This is a genomic window from Cytobacillus sp. FSL M8-0252, from assembly GCF_038007345.1.
GTDB classification, from domain to species: Bacteria; Bacillota; Bacilli; order Bacillales; family Cytobacillaceae; genus Cytobacillus; species Cytobacillus kochii.
In genome coordinates this window covers 4,555,422-4,570,541 of record NZ_JBBOWZ010000001.1, presented here as the reverse complement: position 1 = coordinate 4,570,541, position 15,120 = coordinate 4,555,422, and the positions used below count along the sequence as shown (strand labels likewise).

Below are 15,120 nucleotides of genomic sequence, written 5' to 3'. Positions count from 1 at the left end.
TGATATTTCTTATAATTATAGGGAGGTGCTAGAATGAGTAAAGCTCAGAATAGAAAAGTATTAATTGCTAGCCTTGTTGGAAGCTCGATTGAATGGTTTGATTATTTTCTCTATGGTACGGTTGCTGCTCTTGTATTTAATGAATATTTCTTCCATAGTGATGACCCAACAGTCGGCTTAATGTTGGCATATGCTTCATTTGCGTTAGCATTCTTTATTCGACCACTTGGTGGAGTAATCTTCAGTCATATTGGTGATAGGGTAGGAAGAAAGAAAACATTAGTATTAACATTAACCATTATGGGTGGATCTACTGTATTAATGGGCTTCTTACCAACGTATGAAACCATTGGTGTCATGGCACCTATTCTGCTGATTATTCTTCGTCTTATCCAAGGAATTGGACTCGGAGGAGAGTGGGGTGGAGCTGTTTTATTAGCTGTAGAATATGCCCCAAAGGAAAAACGTGGGTTATTCGGTAGTGTCCCACAAATGGGGGTAACTATCGGTATGCTTCTTGGAACTATTGCGCTGTCTATTATGACATTATTACCTGAAGAGCAGTTTCTATCATGGGGTTGGCGTGTTCCGTTTATCATGAGTGCATTACTCGTCTTCTTTGGTCTTTGGATTCGTAAAGGAATCGATGAAACACCATCGTTTAAAAAGGCACAAGAAAGTGGAGAGATTGCTAAAATACCAATTGTTGAAACATTTAAAACGTCTTGGAGAGAAGTACTCATTTCAGTAGGAGCAAAAGTAGTAGAAACCGCGCCGTTTTATATTTTCGGTACGTTTATCGTTTCATATGCAACGAGCGAATTGGGCTTTTCAAGAACAGCGACCCTAAATGCTGTGACAGTAGGAACCATTGTTACAACTATTCTTATTCCTATCATGGGGAGTCTTTCTGATAAGATCGGTAGGAAGAAACTCTATATTGGTGGTACAATAACAATGGCTGTTTTTGCTTTCCCTTATTTTTGGATGTTACAGCAAGGAACGGTTACTTGGCTTGTCATTGCAACTGTATTAGGATTAGGGATTGTCTGGGCACCGATTACAGCCGTCTTAGGCACAATGTTCTCAGAAATTTTTAAATCAAATGTTCGTTATACGGGTATTACATTAGGTTATCAAATTGGTGCTGCGGTAGCAGGTGGAACCGCGCCATTAATCGCTACTGCATTACTGGCCTACTTTAATGGTTCCTATGTACCGGTGGCATTATATATTATATTATGTGCTGCGATTTCTCTTATTGCCATGATTGCTGTACGTGAAAAAAGTAAACAAGAATTAGATCAAGATGTAGCCATGTAGTAGATTGTTAATTTAAAAAGCTCGGTACGTCATCGTATCGGGCTTTATGAGATGTGGTCAATAGCTGTAAGGGAGATGTTTTTATGCTTGTTTTATCAGAGAAAGAAATTAAAACATTATATGTAATGAAAGATGCGATTGAGGATATGAAAGCAGCACTTGTTGCTCATCATCAAGGTAAAATCGCGAGTCCACAAAGAACTGTTTTAGATATTCCTTCAAAAAAAGCATCGGCATTATATATGCCTAGTGCAATGGAGACAATGAAGAAAGCTGCAGTAAAAATAGTCACAATCTTTCCTGAGAACCCTAAAGAAGGGTTAAAAACAACCCAAGGTGTCATCTTGTTATCAGATACAGAAAACGGTACACACGTGGCTTGTCTGAATGCATCTTATTTAACTAGATTAAGAACGGGAGCGCTTAGTGGCGTCGCAACAAAATACTTAGCAAAAAAAGACGCAAAATCTGTTGCCGTGCTTGGTTGTGGTGCAATGGCAGAGGAGCAACTACAAGCTGTATGCGAAGTCAGAAATATTGATCATATATATTTATATAACCGTACAAGGGAAAGAGCGGAGAACTTTTATAACCGAATGAGAGAGATCCTGCCAAATTATAAAGGGAAAGTGGAAGTGGTAGCAGATCCTGATGATGCTGTGAAACGGTCTGATATTGTCAATTGTAGTACACGAGCAGTGGAGCCAATATTCAAAGGAGCTAGTTTGCAGCAAGGCACACATATCAATGGCATTGGATCCTATTTACCTAATATGCAAGAAGTGGACGTTGAAACATTAAAACGAGCGAGTAAAGTGGTTGCTGATACGATAGAAGGTGTAAAAGAAGAAGCTGGTGACTTTATTATTCCTAATAATAAAGGTGATTGGCATTTTAATGAGCTACATGGAGAGCTTACAGAATTAGCAGCACATACCATTAAGGGAAGAGAATCAGACGAAGAAATTACTTTCTTCAAATCTGTTGGAGCTGCTTATTTTGACTTAGCAGCTGCAGCAGCTGTATATGATAAAGCAAAAAAACAGGGAATAGGTACAGAAGTAGAGGTTTAAGCAAAAGAAAAAAGATGAACCGTCGTATAGGTTCATCTTTTTTATGAATTTATTTAATTCCTCGCATTTTTTTCTGGATTTTTGGTGCAACCAAGAAAAGGACGATTGAAAGGACAATGGATAAACCACCAATAATACCGAAGTAAAGTACTTCTGTTTCAGCTGAATAAAATCTAACCACTTGTGCATTGATGGCTTGAGCTGCTGCACTTGCTAAGAACCAAAGGCTCATTGTTTGTGCAGAGAATGCAGTTGGAGCTAGTTTTGTCGTTGCTGATAAACCAACTGGTGATAAACAAAGTTCACCAAGTACAACAATAAAATAACTTAATACTAACCAAAGTGGACTTACTAATGCACCTTCTGAAGCGAAATATCCAGGTACAAGAATAACGATAAAAGAAAGACCTGCAAATAGTAATCCGAGAGAGAACTTTTGTGGAATCGTAGGTTGACGATCTCCAAGCTTTACCCATAACCAAGCAAACATTGGTGCCAATACAATAATGAATAAAGGATTAAGAGATTGGAACCATGCTGGGGAAATAGTAATTCCCATAAATTCTAAATCCGTACGATTGTCTGCATAGCTGGCTAAGATTGTTGAACCTTGCTCTTGAATTGCCCAAAACATAACTGCTGCAATGAACAAAGGTATATAGGCAATTAATCTTGAGCGTTCCACATCTGTCGTTTTCTTACTTCTGTACATAACAGTAAAGTATATAATTGGAATTCCTACTCCTAAAATTCCGACAATAAAGACAAGACTTTCAAATGTTAAATATCCAGTAGGAATACCTACAGCAACTAGAATAGCAACAATAAGAATACCTAATCCTATTTGTGTAAATACTCGTTTCTTTTCATTTGGTGCTAATGGGTTAGGTACCTGAGTACCTGCTAGACCTAAATATTTTTTCTTAGTTACTTGGAAAGTGACTAATCCAACAAACATACCAACCGCAGCCACACCAAATCCAAGATGGAAACTTGTATCCATTAGTGAACCAACGATTAGAGGAGAAAGGAAACCACCAAGGTTAATTCCCATATAGAAAATACTGAACCCTGCATCACGGCGACTATCATTTTCGCTATATATATCGCCTACAACACTTGATACATTAGGCTTTAATAAACCAGTTCCCAATACAATTAATACCATGGATACAAAGAACATGGCAACGCTTCCAGGAATAGCCAATGCGATATGTCCAAGCATAATAAGGATTCCGCCATAGAAAATAGCTTTAGAAGTACCAAATATTCTGTCAGCGAACCAACCGCCAATGATTCCAGACATGTAAACAAGTGAACCATATATAGACATTATAGATAAAGCCGTTGTTTGACTAAGACCTAAACCGCCTTGTGAAACTTCATAATACATGTAGAAAACAAGGATGGCTCTCATTCCATAGTAGGAAAAGCGCTCCCAAAATTCAGTGAAAAATAGTGTGAATAAACCTTTAGGATGTCCAAAAAATCCCTTCTGAGGCACACTATCGACAATACGTTGTTTGTCGTCAGACATATAACTTCCTCCTTTTTTTACTTATACTATAATAATGTTTTTCAGATTTTTGTCAAATCAAAGATAAGTATATTTTAGCCATATAAACGTATAAATATTGATTTAATGGGAATGCTCCTTTTTTAAAAAATTATATTAAGATTATTCTGATAATGAAATAATATGTTTTTAGGTACAATTATAATAGGTGAACTTTATCAAAAATTCTAATCATGTTGATTACATTTCAGGAAATTTTGATAATTATATGTGAATTCCGAAGACCCACTAGCGGGAACTATAAACCATTGATAGTATTTTCTACTTGAATGATTCTGATACTATCTTTTATTCACTTCCAATAGACCTCCCTAAGGGCATGATAGTATCGTTCCCTTTAATATTTTTTATAAACAAATTAAGAGGTAGGGAGGTTTGTGTTTACATGTATTCTGTAATTGAATACATGTAAACGAAATAAGTATGCAAGTTTACGTTATTGTTTACGTATTATAGTTCTTATGTGTACAAGTATGCAAAAATGTATACATGTTGATATATCAAGGTGTGTGCGAGTTTTGTCTTCTTGTAAACATTAAAGTATACAAGTATGCGTAATTTTGCTGTTTGTTTACGTTTTTACGATTTGGTAACTTTTCTCCCTGTTTCATTGCTTAATACTTCATTCTCTATTACTCTTAAACTATTAACTCAAATTTATGAGAATGAAAGGGTTGGATAAGAGATGACGAATGCAAGAATTGCGGCTGTCGATGTTGGTAATGATTCGCTTAAAGCTATTTTTGGTAAGGTAGAGAACGAGCTTAATTTACCGAATGTCGTAGCAAGAGATATTGAGGATAGACCAGTCATTGGAATTGAAGAGCTAAATAGTAAGGATCCGCTAGATGGCATACATATTCGTGTCCACTCCCCTGCTTTGAAAGAGAATAATGCAATCTATCGTGTGGGACATTTAGCAACCAAAAGTGATAACGCGTCAGAGCTTGATCCAGGCAGTAGTAAATCTGAAGAAGATCAAACATTGGTCATGTTATTTACAGCATTGGCATTGGATGCAGTTAATGAAGAAAAAGGAGCTACATTTAAGAGATCTGGTAATGTGGTTGATGCGAATTATTTATTAGGTACAGGACTTCCATTGAGAGAAGCAAAAGAAGGTAAGGATTCGGGTTATCGTTCTAAATTAATGGGTTCTGTTCATCAAGTTGAATTTTTAATTACACCTAAATACCAAGGGATAAAGGTTAATATTAAATTTGATGATGTTAAAGTATATCCTGAAGGCTTTGCTGCATTCATTAATTTGGTGATGGACAATCAATTAAATATTATTAATAAAGACTTAATAGATAAACGCATACTTATTCAAGATATTGGTGGTTTATCAACAGATATCGCTGTCATTAAAGATCGAAATGTGGATGATGATAAAGCTCAGGGCTTTAATTTAGGTGTGTCTGAATCTTTAGAAGCGATTAGAGAAGAAATAAGATCAAAACATGGTATAGAGCTTGATAGTCGCCGCGATGTCGTGGAGATTATTACAAGAAAAAACAATCGCAACCATATTATGGTTAAAGGTAGCCGCACAAGCGTTCATGACATTACAGATCGCATTCTTTTAGACTTAGCGAAGAAGCAATATCGTTTATTAAGAAACGTATGGCAAAAAAATTCGCAAACTGAGATATGCTATTTTGTTGGTGGTGGTTCCATCGTCCTAAAAGATTACCTCAAGACATTGAATAATAATTTAGATGGCTTTAACATCGACTTTTTTGAAGATGAAAAAGAAAGCATTTGGATGATGGCGAATGCCTATTATAAATTGGTTGCAGATTATGCAAGAAGAACAAACAAAGATAAGCAGGATAAGAAACCTGTTAAATCAAACTAGGTGAGTTTTGATGAAAAAACCAGCTTCTTCGGAATTGAAAAGGGGTCAGTCAATTTCATTCCGAATACCATCCGATACACCAGATTATTTACTAAAAGAGCTACAAAGATTAAAAACAACAGAGAGAAGAAATTTTTCTAGTAAGGTTGCAGAAATTGTCCTTGCGGGAGTCAATCAAAATAAGAGTAATGAGAGAGAAGCTATTACGATTCCACTTCCGAAACACTTAACAAAGGTTCAAAAGGATTGGCTAAAACATGAGCATTCTGAGGCACTACTCGGAAGTATTGTGTATCAGCTTATTTCCGACCCACTCAGAGCCACAGCATTATTAGCCTCTTTAAATAGTGGCTCAGCTAATATCGATGAAGCATTATATTTGCAAGAAGAATCAGGTGTTACCCCTGTTGATGAATGGCAGGAAACTGCTGCGGCGGAAGAACCTGCTGACGATGCGACGTTTGAAGATGAACTAGATAGTTTCGATTGGAATCAAGCGAAGAAAAACGAACTAGAAACACATAAGGAAGAAGCCGAAGAAGAAGATATTGATGATTTATTAGGTGGTTTTTTGTCACATATGAATAAATAGCAGAAAGGTTGCCGACGTGGGCAACCTTTTTGTTATTTTTAAACCCATGTTGGGTGGGGCTGTGAGGACAAGTCTTTTATTTGGGAACAAGAGAGAGAATTGCGACTAAAAGGAGAGCTCCTTAAGAAATGAGTAGCAAAAAAGGAAGAATCGCGACTAAAAAGAGAGTACCCCAAGAAATGAGTAGCGAAAAAGGGAGAATCGCGACTAAAAGAAGAGCCCCTCAAGAAATGAGTAGCGAAAAAGGGAGAATCGCGACTAAAAAGAGAGCTTTCCAAGAAATAAGTAGCGAAAAGGGGAGAATCGCGACTAAAAGAAGAGCTCCTCAAGAAATGAGTAGCGAAAAGGGGAGAATCGCGACTAAAAGAAGAGCTCCTCAAGAAATGAGTAGCGAAAAAGGGGAGAATCGCGACTAAAAAGAGAGTACCCCAAGAAATGAGTAGCGAAAAAGGAAGAATCGCGACTAAAAGAAGAGCTCCTCCAGAAATAAACAAAGTAAAAAGGAGTGTACCGCAAGTCTGGGTAACTAAAAAGTTAAAAATCAAATCGCTCGAAAACAATTTAAAGAATATTAGCACTTATCAACAGTTGTCCACAATAAAAAGTGGATAACTTAAAAAGGTGAAATTGACTCAAAGGAAGAAGTTATTTATATCACAGGAAAAAGCTATTAAACCAAGCGTTTGTTCGTATGTGTATAACCCTGTGAATATATATAATTTATCCACAAGTTAATTTATTTGTTGTGGATAATAAGTTTTTGTTGCCCTTTTTCATTTTTTTTCATCCGTTTGGAAACAATACGAAGATGAAAATGAGGAGGGATGAGGAGTATGAAATACGAATGCATCATTATTGGTGGTGGAATCGCAGGGTTACAGGCAGCGATTCAATTAGGTCGTTATAAACACCGAGTGTTAGTGCTAGATGATAATCAAGGTCGATCGTCAATTTGTCAAAGTTATCATAATATATTAGGTTATCCTAATGGCGTAAGCGGCCCTTATCTTAGGGAAATCGGAAGAGCGCATGGAGAGAAATATGGTGTTCATTATCAAGATGAACGAGTGGTAGACATTGTATACGAGGAAGAGGAGTTCATTATTTACACAAGAAGTAATAAGCAATATAGAGGCATGCGGTTATTACTTGCCACAGGAATCATGGACCATATTCCCCCTTATGAATCGCTCGGCCCATGTCTAGGTTTGACTGTGTACGTGTGTCCAGACTGTGATGGGTATGAGGTGAAGGATAAAACAACGGTTGTGATGGGTTCTGGAAACACGGGTGCTAATATGGCATTGACGCTTGCTTATTGGACGAATTCAATAATATTCGTTAATGATGAGAAAAAAGAAGTTTATCCACAAACTTATCAACAGTTAGAGAAATTAGGAATCGAAGTGATTGAAGAGAAAATAGCCGAAGTATTGGCAGATGGCTCATCGTTTCGGGGAGTTCGATTGGAATCTGGGCAGATTGTAGAAGGTGAGAGGGGTTTTATTGCTTATGGAGGGAATCATGTAAAATCAGACTTAGCAGCAAAATTAGGAGTAGAACGTTTAGGTAATCAGCATATTATAACGGATGGGCGCTCGAAAATGACGAATGTCCCTCATGTTTGGGCTGCTGGTGATGTTGTGGCTCATTCAGAACAAGTGACAATTGCTATGGGTGAAGGCTCTCAGGCGGCCATATGGATTCATAAATCATTAATTAATCGTTAGTAGAAGGTGAGGAATGGGATGTGACTTGGTGGAAAAACGCAATTGCCTATCAAATCTATCCGCGAAGCTTTCAAGATTCAAATGGGGACGGCATTGGGGATATACAAGGCATTATTCAACGCCTATCATATTTAAAAGAACTTGGGATTGATTTGATTTGGATTTGTCCGATATATCAGTCTCCTAACGATGATAACGGCTATGACATTTCAAATTATCAAGCAATTCTAGCTGAATACGGGACAATGAATGACTTTGATCAATTATTAGAAGAAGTGCATCAAAGAGGTATGCGACTAATTATTGATCTTGTTTTAAACCATACAAGTGATGAGCATGCATGGTTTATAGAGTCGAAAGTTAGCAAGGAATCGAAAAAGCGAGATTGGTATATTTGGAGAAAAGGAAAAGATGGGCAAGAGCCGAATAACTGGGCCAGTATATTTGGTGGTTCTGCATGGACATTTGATGAAGAAACGGATGAATATTATTTGCATATATTCTCTAAAAAACAACCAGATTTAAACTGGGAAAATCAAGCGGTGCGTCATGCACTATACGATACAGTCAATTGGTGGCTAGAAAAAGGAGTAGACGGCTTTAGAATTGATGCGATTAGTCATATCAAGAAAAGCCCAGGATTACCAGACATCCCTCCAACTAATCAAGAGACATATGTTCCTTCTTTCTCGAAGCATATGAATCAACCTGGAATACATGATTGGCTTTTAGAATTAAAAAAAGAAACGTATGGGAAGTACCCAGTCGTTACGGTTGGGGAGGCAAATGGGGTTAGTGCAGAGGAGTCTCTTCTTTGGGTTGGTAAAGATCAAGGAAAAATGGATATGGTCTTTCAATTTGAGCATCTTGGTTTATGGGATGCAGAAGAAAACCCAATCCTGGATATCATTGCTCTGAAAAAAGTATTAACAAAATGGCAAGTCGCGCTAGCTTCAGACGGTTGGAATGCTCTATTTCTCGAAAATCATGATAAGCCGAGAATTGTTTCAACTTGGGGAAATGATAAAGATTATTGGTATGAAAGCGCCACAGCCTTAGCATGTATGTACTTCTTTATGAAAGGTACACCTTTTATTTATCAAGGCCAAGAAATAGGCATGACGAATGTGCACTTCGAAGGGATGTCCTCCTATTATGATATCCTCACTCATCATCTATATAAGGACAAACAACAGAAAGGCTGGCCACACAAAGAGATTATGAAACTCATCTGGGCTTCTTCTCGTGATAATAGCCGTACACCTATGCAGTGGAGTTCTGATTCAAACGCAGGCTTTACAGAGGGCAAACCATGGATGGAGACAAATGAAAATTATACTAAAATCAATGTTACTCTCCAAAAAAATTCAAATCATTCTGTATTGCAATTTTACAAAGAGATGATTACTTTAAGGAAAACTCACGCTACTTTTATTGAGGGTGAATATAATCTTCTTTTTCCAAATCATAAACAGATTTTTGCTTATACAAGAGAAGATGAAGAACAGAGGTTTCTGGTTATAGTAAACCTGTCTGAGTGTAACGTAACTTTAAATTTAAATCACCAACTTGTCAGGGATAGTTCAAAGCTATTATTATGGAACTATCAAGCACAAGGCGATATATCGCTATCTAAGAAAATGGAACTCCGTCCATATGAAGCTAGAGTTTATCGAACATAAGCAAATATAAATATATATTTTTTCGTTATTTCTAGGAGATGTAGATGAATGGCAAAAGGAAAAACAAATGCGATGCGGTTATTAGATCAGTCGAAAGTAAGCTATGAGATCATGACTTATGATGTCGCGGATGGAAAAATAGATGGTCTTTCGGTGGCAGAAAAAACGGGGAAATCAGGTCAAACGGTTTTTAAAACATTAGTGACAGTCGGTGCAAGTAAACAAAACTATGTCTTTGTTATTCCAGTCGATAAGGAACTGGATATGAAAAAGGCTGCTAAGGCGTCAGGTGAGAAGAAAATTGAAATGATCCATGTGAAAGATATTCAGAAGATTACCGGCTATATTCGTGGAGGTTGTTCACCAATTGGTATGAAAAAACAATATCCTACTATTATCGATGCATCAGCAAAGGATTTGAAAAGTATGATTGTTAGTGGGGGTAAATTAGGTACTCAGATAGAATTAACGTTGCAAGACCTCATTAAAATGACAAGTGCAGAATTATACGAGATCGCTCAATAAAATACCAAATGCCTCAGAAGATGTTACTGCAGGCATTTTTTTGTTTTCTGGATAGGGATTATAGTAATTTCTAAAGAGGTGTGAGTCCAAATAGTCACTTTTCACATAAGATGTGCATGAGGTGATTAATATGAGTCATTTTAACGTACATGAACCAAAAGGTATTAAAGGGAAACTGTTAAAAAATATGGATATAGGTACATTCCAGCAAACGCCCCCTTCTTATAAACCGCCAAAAAAAATGCCCAATCTACCTGAAGAACAACCTGAATTCATTTTGAAACAAATTTGTGTGAAAGGATTATATCGTATTCACTGTATGGCGCTTAAAAATGGAGAACAACTTTGGTTTTGTCCAACCTTCGTAAAGGGGCAAACGTTGTATGGTTGGAGGTTTTATCATAACCGATGGATCTTTTTAGTTATACATCTATCAAAAGTTCAATCTATTCAATGTATATAAAAACGCCACCTGTTAGGAATGACAGGTGGCGAATAAAATTATTTCCCGAGAAAGAATAACGGGGTTAAAAAATAAAATGAGCAACCAATGTAATAACTGGTAAAGCAATAACTGTTCTAAGAATAAAAATTAATACTAAGTCAAAGAAAGATACAGGAATTTTAGAACCTAGTAGTAATCCACCAACTTCAGACATATAAATGAGCTGTGATACGGATAGAGCAGCGATGACAAACCGTGTCATTTCACTTTCTATTCCTGCCCCCATGACAGAAGGTAAAAACATATCTGCAAACCCAACGAATAATGTTTCAGATGCGGCAGCAGCTTCAGGTAGTCCTAAAAGCTCTAAAATAGGAATAAATGGCATTCCTATCCAAGTGAAGATAGGCGTATATTCAGCTAAAATTAACGCGAGTGTGCCGAGGGCCATAACAATTGGTGCAACACCCATCCACATATCTAAAATATTTTTAAAGCCATCGGTGAAGAAAGCCTTAACATCTTTATTTTTCTTTGCTCTATTAATCGCAGAATCAATACCCCAAGTAAAAGAATTATAGCCTTTAGGAATGTCCTCATCTGCTTCTTTTGCTTTCTCTTTATAATAAGTATCCGCTTTTCTTGAAAGTGGTGGGATACGAGGCATAATGAATGCTGCAATGATCCCTGTTGCTAGTATGGTTAAGTAGAAAGGAATAAAGTAATCCCCTAAGCCAACTTGAGAAATAACAACAAGACTGAAAGTGATAGACACAACAGAAAAAGTAGTTCCAATAATAGCCGCTTCTTTTTTTGTATAAAAGCCTTCTTCGTATTGCTTGCTTGTTAAAAGCACTCCGATTGTACCATCTCCAATCCAAGAGGCAACACAGTCGACTGCTGAACGACCTGGTAGTTTGAAAAGTGGTCTCATTACCTTGGTAAGTAAAGAACCAAATAACTCTAGTAGACCGAAATTGACTAATAACGGCAAAAGTAAGCCGGCAAATAAAAATACACTAAATAAAACGGGCAATAGATCAAATAATAAAAGTCCACCAGTAGCTGTAGACCAAACTGCTTCAACTCCCCATTGAAGATATGTTAGAACAGCAAATACAGCCCCGATGAAGCGGACAATTACCCATCCATATGTGACATTGAATAGGTTATTTAAAAAGGGTGAGTTTTTGAATATAGCAGGAGAAATCTTGGCAATCAAAGTTCCTACTAAAGTAAGGACAATAATAACGACCATAATAAGTGGAATAGATCCATTTAATAAATCCTGTATCCAGCCGGATAATATAGCGATAGGAATTGTTACTTCCCCATCAATACTAATAGGAATCATAAAGAATAAGATACCTAGAATTGACGGAATGAGGAAGGTCAACATATCCGATAATTTATATTTACGCATCAGTTGATGTCTCCTTCTAATAAAAATAAGTCAGACTACATTTTAATTCATTCTATATTAATTGCCAACCTTATACTTAAAAATGGTAGAGATGTTATTCTATTGTCAATTTTAATAATTGTCAAACTAAAGGGGTGAGTCTTAGTAAAATTATGTTAAAATGTTTGCAGATGACGTGATTTTTAAAGAAGCAGGTGGGAAGTAGATGTTCAATTATCGATTGTATTGGACGTTTGCCAAAAAGTCTTTTCTACGTTCGGCTGTGTACCGATTTGATGTCTGGTCTAGACTCGGTTCTAATGTGATCTTTCTTTTAATGTGGGGTTCTATCTGGACAGCGTTATATGCGGGTAGAGAAGAGGCTGGTGGCGTCAGTTTTCAAGCAATGCTTACATATATTGTAGTAAGTCAATTTCTCTCAGGTGTAAACGGGGCTGGGACTCCTCTCTGGGAAATACAAGAGAAAGTGCGTACGGGTGATATTTCATTGGAATTAATGCGTCCTTTTGATGTGCCTTTACGTTATTTATTCGCAGACTTTGGTAGTGTGTTTTTCTATATGATTACTGCACTATTACCTTTGTATATTATATTATTTTTCTTCATGGACCTTTCATTACCTAACGATCCACTTATCTGGTTAGCTTTTTCATTTGCCGCTTTTATTGGGTTTTTAATTCGTTATTGTATTGAAATGGCCTTTGGATTATTAACTTTCTTTCTAGTAGAAACCGGCGGAGTTGAGGATATCTTTTATTTTGCGATGTCATTACTATCTGGTTCGGTTATTCCATTGTGGTTTTTCCCAGGTTGGCTCGCGAGCTTTGCCTCATACTTGCCCTTTCAAGGTATTTATTACATTCCAAATGCAATCTTTATAGGTGAGATTGCAGGATATCAAATCCTTACTTCTATTGGGGTTCAGTTGTTTTGGGTGGTCGTTACATATATCTTTTTAAGATTAGTATGGAATAAAGCATCGCAGAAGGTTGTTGTTCAAGGGGGATAAGTACATTCATGAGATATATTGATTTATATTTTAAACTTGTTGCTGCTGGTATAAGGGCCCAGCTGCAATACCGATTTGCCTTCTTTATGAGGATTGTAGGGATGCTGACCTCGTATGCAGGAACGGCGATAACAATGTGGGTAATGCTCTATCAGTTTCAGGAGTTAGGTACATGGAATTTTTATGAGATGTTATTTTTATTTGCGATAGCTGTGCTTTCTTGGGGATTTTGCATTATTTTATTTTTCCATTTTCGTAGTCTTGATACATACATTTTGAACGGTACATTTGATCGTTTCTTAGTGCGGCCGATTAATCCTTTTTTTCACTTTATGGCGATGAAATTTGATGTGGCATCCTTTGGACAGTTTATTTTTAGTATCTTTATTTTTATTTGGGTAAGTGTAGAATTGCACATTCATTGGACCATTGCTAATGTCCTATTTTTATTAGCTGCAGTGATTGGTGGAGTCCTTATACAAGGTGGCTTGCTCGTGATTATCTCAGCTTTTGCTTTTTGGACAACGAAATCGGAGCAATTTTATTGGGTAGTGATGTATCCGGCAAGAAACTTAACGAATTACCCATTAGTCATTTATCCAAAAATGGTGCAATGGTTTACAGCGTTTGTTGTTCCTTTTGGTTTTGTGAATTATTTTCCTGCAAGCGTTATCTTGGGTAAAGAAACGCCATACTTCCCAGAGAATATTGGTTATTTTTCACCATTAGTTGGTATTGTTTTCTTCATTATTGCCTATTACATTTGGATGCTAGGACTTAGCCGTTATAAGAGTACGGGCTCATAAAGAGTAGTAAAGGTTGGCAGTCATAAACAGAGTGGAGGGTAAAGAATGGCTATCATAGAAGTAGATCAGTTGATGAAAGAATTTAAAGTTGCGAAACGTGAGACCGGCTTTCTTGGTGCCATGAAAAGTCTGGTAAAACGTGAATTTTATACGAAGCATGCGGTAAAGGATGTAAGTTTCACTGTGGATAAAGGAGAAATGGTCGGCTATATCGGACCTAACGGTGCAGGGAAATCAACAACGATTAAAATGTTAACTGGAATTCTTGTACCTAGTGCGGGCACGGTTAAAGTAAATGGCATTGTTCCTTATGAAAACCGCCAAGCAAATGCAAAAAATATTGGTGTTGTCTTTGGGCAAAGAACGCAATTATGGTGGGATTTACCAACGATTGAATCATTCGAATTATTAAAGGAAATTTATCAAGTTTCACATAGCCGCTATAAAGAAAATATGGATACATTTACGGAAATTCTTGGGTTAGATGAGTTCATCAATACGCCAGTCAGGCAACTCTCTCTAGGTCAAAGAATGCGTGCTGACATTGCCGCTTCCTTACTGCATGATCCTCCCATTTTATTCTTAGATGAACCAACGATTGGGTTAGACGTAGTGGCGAAAGAACGCATGCGGACATTTATAAAAGAAATCAATAAAGAACGCGATATTACAGTTATTTTAACCACCCATGATATGGAAGATATCGAGCAACTTTGTAAGAGGATGGTATTAATTGATCACGGGCAGAAAGTGTATGATGGAGAAATGGCAGTAGTGAAAAATCGATTTGGGAAAATCCGTACTCTTGTAGTAGATCTAGAAGAACATTCTAAGCCATTGACGCTTGAAAAAGCAGAAGTGTTTAAAGTAGAAGCAGGTAAGTATTGGATACGCTTTAATCGAGAAGATATATCTGCTTCGGGTGTTATCACACAAATTACACAAACACATAATATAAAAGATTTAACTGTCGAAGAGCCTGAAATTGAATCAATTATTAGTCGTATTTATCAAGAAGGCTTTGACGGTGTTGAGCAACCTATTCCTGTTAAAAGTAGGTCATAAAAGAAGCTGA

At 36.9% G+C, this 15,120-nt stretch carries 14 protein-coding genes; 12 read left to right on the top strand and 2 right to left on the bottom strand.

The features are described from left to right. Positions 1-33 precede the first annotated feature (33 nt). Both MKX83_RS23080 and MKX83_RS23075 read left to right on the top strand, forming a co-directional pair. Positions 34-1,323, top strand: coding sequence for an MFS transporter (locus MKX83_RS23080; protein WP_341058251.1), 1,290 nt, complete (start codon positions 34-36; stop codon positions 1,321-1,323). A gap of 83 nt (positions 1,324-1,406) precedes the next feature. After that, positions 1,407-2,396 carry an ornithine cyclodeaminase family protein gene (locus tag MKX83_RS23075; RefSeq protein WP_341058248.1) on the top strand — a complete coding sequence of 330 codons (990 nt, stop codon included), beginning with the start codon at positions 1,407-1,409 and terminating at the stop codon, positions 2,394-2,396. Positions 2,397-2,445: 49 nt separating this feature from the next. On the opposite strand, the gene MKX83_RS23070 is transcribed toward MKX83_RS23075, so the two are convergent. Beyond that, on the bottom strand, positions 2,446-3,933 hold the full coding sequence (locus MKX83_RS23070) for a peptide MFS transporter (protein ID WP_095371461.1): 1,488 nt from the start codon (positions 3,931-3,933) through the stop codon (positions 2,446-2,448). 724 nt (positions 3,934-4,657) lie between these two features. Here MKX83_RS23070 and MKX83_RS23065 point away from each other — a divergent pair. The 7 genes from MKX83_RS23065 to MKX83_RS23035 all read left to right on the top strand — a co-directional run bounded on the left by MKX83_RS23065 (position 4,658) and on the right by MKX83_RS23035 (position 10,825). Continuing rightward, positions 4,658-5,833, top strand: coding sequence for a ParM/StbA family protein (locus tag MKX83_RS23065; RefSeq protein ID WP_095371462.1), 1,176 nt, complete (start codon positions 4,658-4,660; stop codon positions 5,831-5,833). A gap of 10 nt (positions 5,834-5,843) precedes the next feature. Continuing rightward, a complete protein-coding gene (locus tag MKX83_RS23060) occupies positions 5,844-6,425 on the top strand; it encodes a hypothetical protein (protein ID WP_341058245.1) in 582 nt (193 codons plus the stop codon). Positions 6,426-6,553: 128 nt separating this feature from the next. Further along, the gene (locus MKX83_RS23055) at positions 6,554-6,841 is read left to right on the top strand and encodes a hypothetical protein (protein ID WP_341058243.1); all 288 of its coding nucleotides are present in this window, start codon (positions 6,554-6,556) and stop codon (positions 6,839-6,841) included. 417 nt (positions 6,842-7,258) lie between these two features. Then, positions 7,259-8,155, top strand: a complete 897-nt coding sequence (locus tag MKX83_RS23050) for an NAD(P)/FAD-dependent oxidoreductase (protein ID WP_307316435.1) — start codon at positions 7,259-7,261, stop codon at positions 8,153-8,155. A 20-nt stretch (positions 8,156-8,175) separates the two neighbouring features. Beyond that, positions 8,176-9,837 carry a glycoside hydrolase family 13 protein gene (locus MKX83_RS23045; RefSeq protein ID WP_340976938.1) on the top strand — a complete coding sequence of 554 codons (1,662 nt, stop codon included), beginning with the start codon at positions 8,176-8,178 and terminating at the stop codon, positions 9,835-9,837. Positions 9,838-9,885: 48 nt separating this feature from the next. Next, positions 9,886-10,362: a Cys-tRNA(Pro) deacylase gene (gene ybaK, locus MKX83_RS23040; RefSeq protein ID WP_095371467.1), complete on the top strand. Its 477-nt coding sequence runs from the start codon at positions 9,886-9,888 to the stop codon at positions 10,360-10,362. 130 nt (positions 10,363-10,492) lie between these two features. Then, positions 10,493-10,825: a hypothetical protein gene (locus tag MKX83_RS23035; RefSeq protein WP_095371468.1), complete on the top strand. Its 333-nt coding sequence runs from the start codon at positions 10,493-10,495 to the stop codon at positions 10,823-10,825. A 64-nt stretch (positions 10,826-10,889) separates the two neighbouring features. Here the strand turns inward: MKX83_RS23035 and MKX83_RS23030 are convergent, their stop codons facing one another. Further along, a complete protein-coding gene (locus tag MKX83_RS23030) occupies positions 10,890-12,230 on the bottom strand; it encodes a YjiH family protein (protein WP_095371469.1) in 1,341 nt (446 codons plus the stop codon). A 205-nt stretch (positions 12,231-12,435) separates the two neighbouring features. Between MKX83_RS23030 and MKX83_RS23025 the strand changes: the two genes are divergently transcribed. From MKX83_RS23025 to MKX83_RS23015, 3 genes are read left to right on the top strand one after another with little or no spacing between them, the layout of a single operon-like run. Beyond that, positions 12,436-13,239 carry an ABC transporter permease gene (locus MKX83_RS23025; RefSeq protein WP_095371470.1) on the top strand — a complete coding sequence of 268 codons (804 nt, stop codon included), beginning with the start codon at positions 12,436-12,438 and terminating at the stop codon, positions 13,237-13,239. Between the two features lie 8 nt (positions 13,240-13,247). Continuing rightward, the gene (locus MKX83_RS23020; protein ID WP_095371471.1) at positions 13,248-14,045 is read left to right on the top strand and encodes an ABC transporter permease; all 798 of its coding nucleotides are present in this window, start codon (positions 13,248-13,250) and stop codon (positions 14,043-14,045) included. A gap of 45 nt (positions 14,046-14,090) precedes the next feature. Further along, on the top strand, positions 14,091-15,110 hold the full coding sequence (locus MKX83_RS23015) for an ABC transporter ATP-binding protein (RefSeq protein ID WP_095371472.1): 1,020 nt from the start codon (positions 14,091-14,093) through the stop codon (positions 15,108-15,110). Positions 15,111-15,120 lie beyond the last annotated feature (10 nt).

Bases quoted from the DNA above. Each gene is read 5' to 3' on its own strand.
- MKX83_RS23065 (WP_095371462.1), top strand. From the start codon at position 4,658: ATGACGAATGCAAGAATTGCGGCTGTCGATGTTGGTAATGATTCGCTT.
- MKX83_RS23025 (WP_095371470.1), top strand. From the start codon at position 12,436: ATGTTCAATTATCGATTGTATTGGACGTTTGCCAAAAAGTCTTTTCTA.
- ybaK (WP_095371467.1), top strand. From the start codon at position 9,886: ATGGCAAAAGGAAAAACAAATGCGATGCGGTTATTAGATCAGTCGAAA.
- MKX83_RS23015 (WP_095371472.1), top strand. From the start codon at position 14,091: ATGGCTATCATAGAAGTAGATCAGTTGATGAAAGAATTTAAAGTTGCG.
- MKX83_RS23080 (WP_341058251.1), top strand. From the start codon at position 34: ATGAGTAAAGCTCAGAATAGAAAAGTATTAATTGCTAGCCTTGTTGGA.
- MKX83_RS23075 (WP_341058248.1), top strand. From the start codon at position 1,407: ATGCTTGTTTTATCAGAGAAAGAAATTAAAACATTATATGTAATGAAA.
- MKX83_RS23050 (WP_307316435.1), top strand. From the start codon at position 7,259: ATGAAATACGAATGCATCATTATTGGTGGTGGAATCGCAGGGTTACAG.
- MKX83_RS23020 (WP_095371471.1), top strand. From the start codon at position 13,248: ATGAGATATATTGATTTATATTTTAAACTTGTTGCTGCTGGTATAAGG.
- MKX83_RS23035 (WP_095371468.1), top strand. From the start codon at position 10,493: ATGAGTCATTTTAACGTACATGAACCAAAAGGTATTAAAGGGAAACTG.
- MKX83_RS23070 (WP_095371461.1), bottom strand. From the start codon at position 3,933: ATGTCTGACGACAAACAACGTATTGTCGATAGTGTGCCTCAGAAGGGA.
- MKX83_RS23055 (WP_341058243.1), top strand. From the start codon at position 6,554: ATGAGTAGCAAAAAAGGAAGAATCGCGACTAAAAAGAGAGTACCCCAA.
- MKX83_RS23060 (WP_341058245.1), top strand. From the start codon at position 5,844: ATGAAAAAACCAGCTTCTTCGGAATTGAAAAGGGGTCAGTCAATTTCA.
- MKX83_RS23030 (WP_095371469.1), bottom strand. From the start codon at position 12,230: ATGCGTAAATATAAATTATCGGATATGTTGACCTTCCTCATTCCGTCA.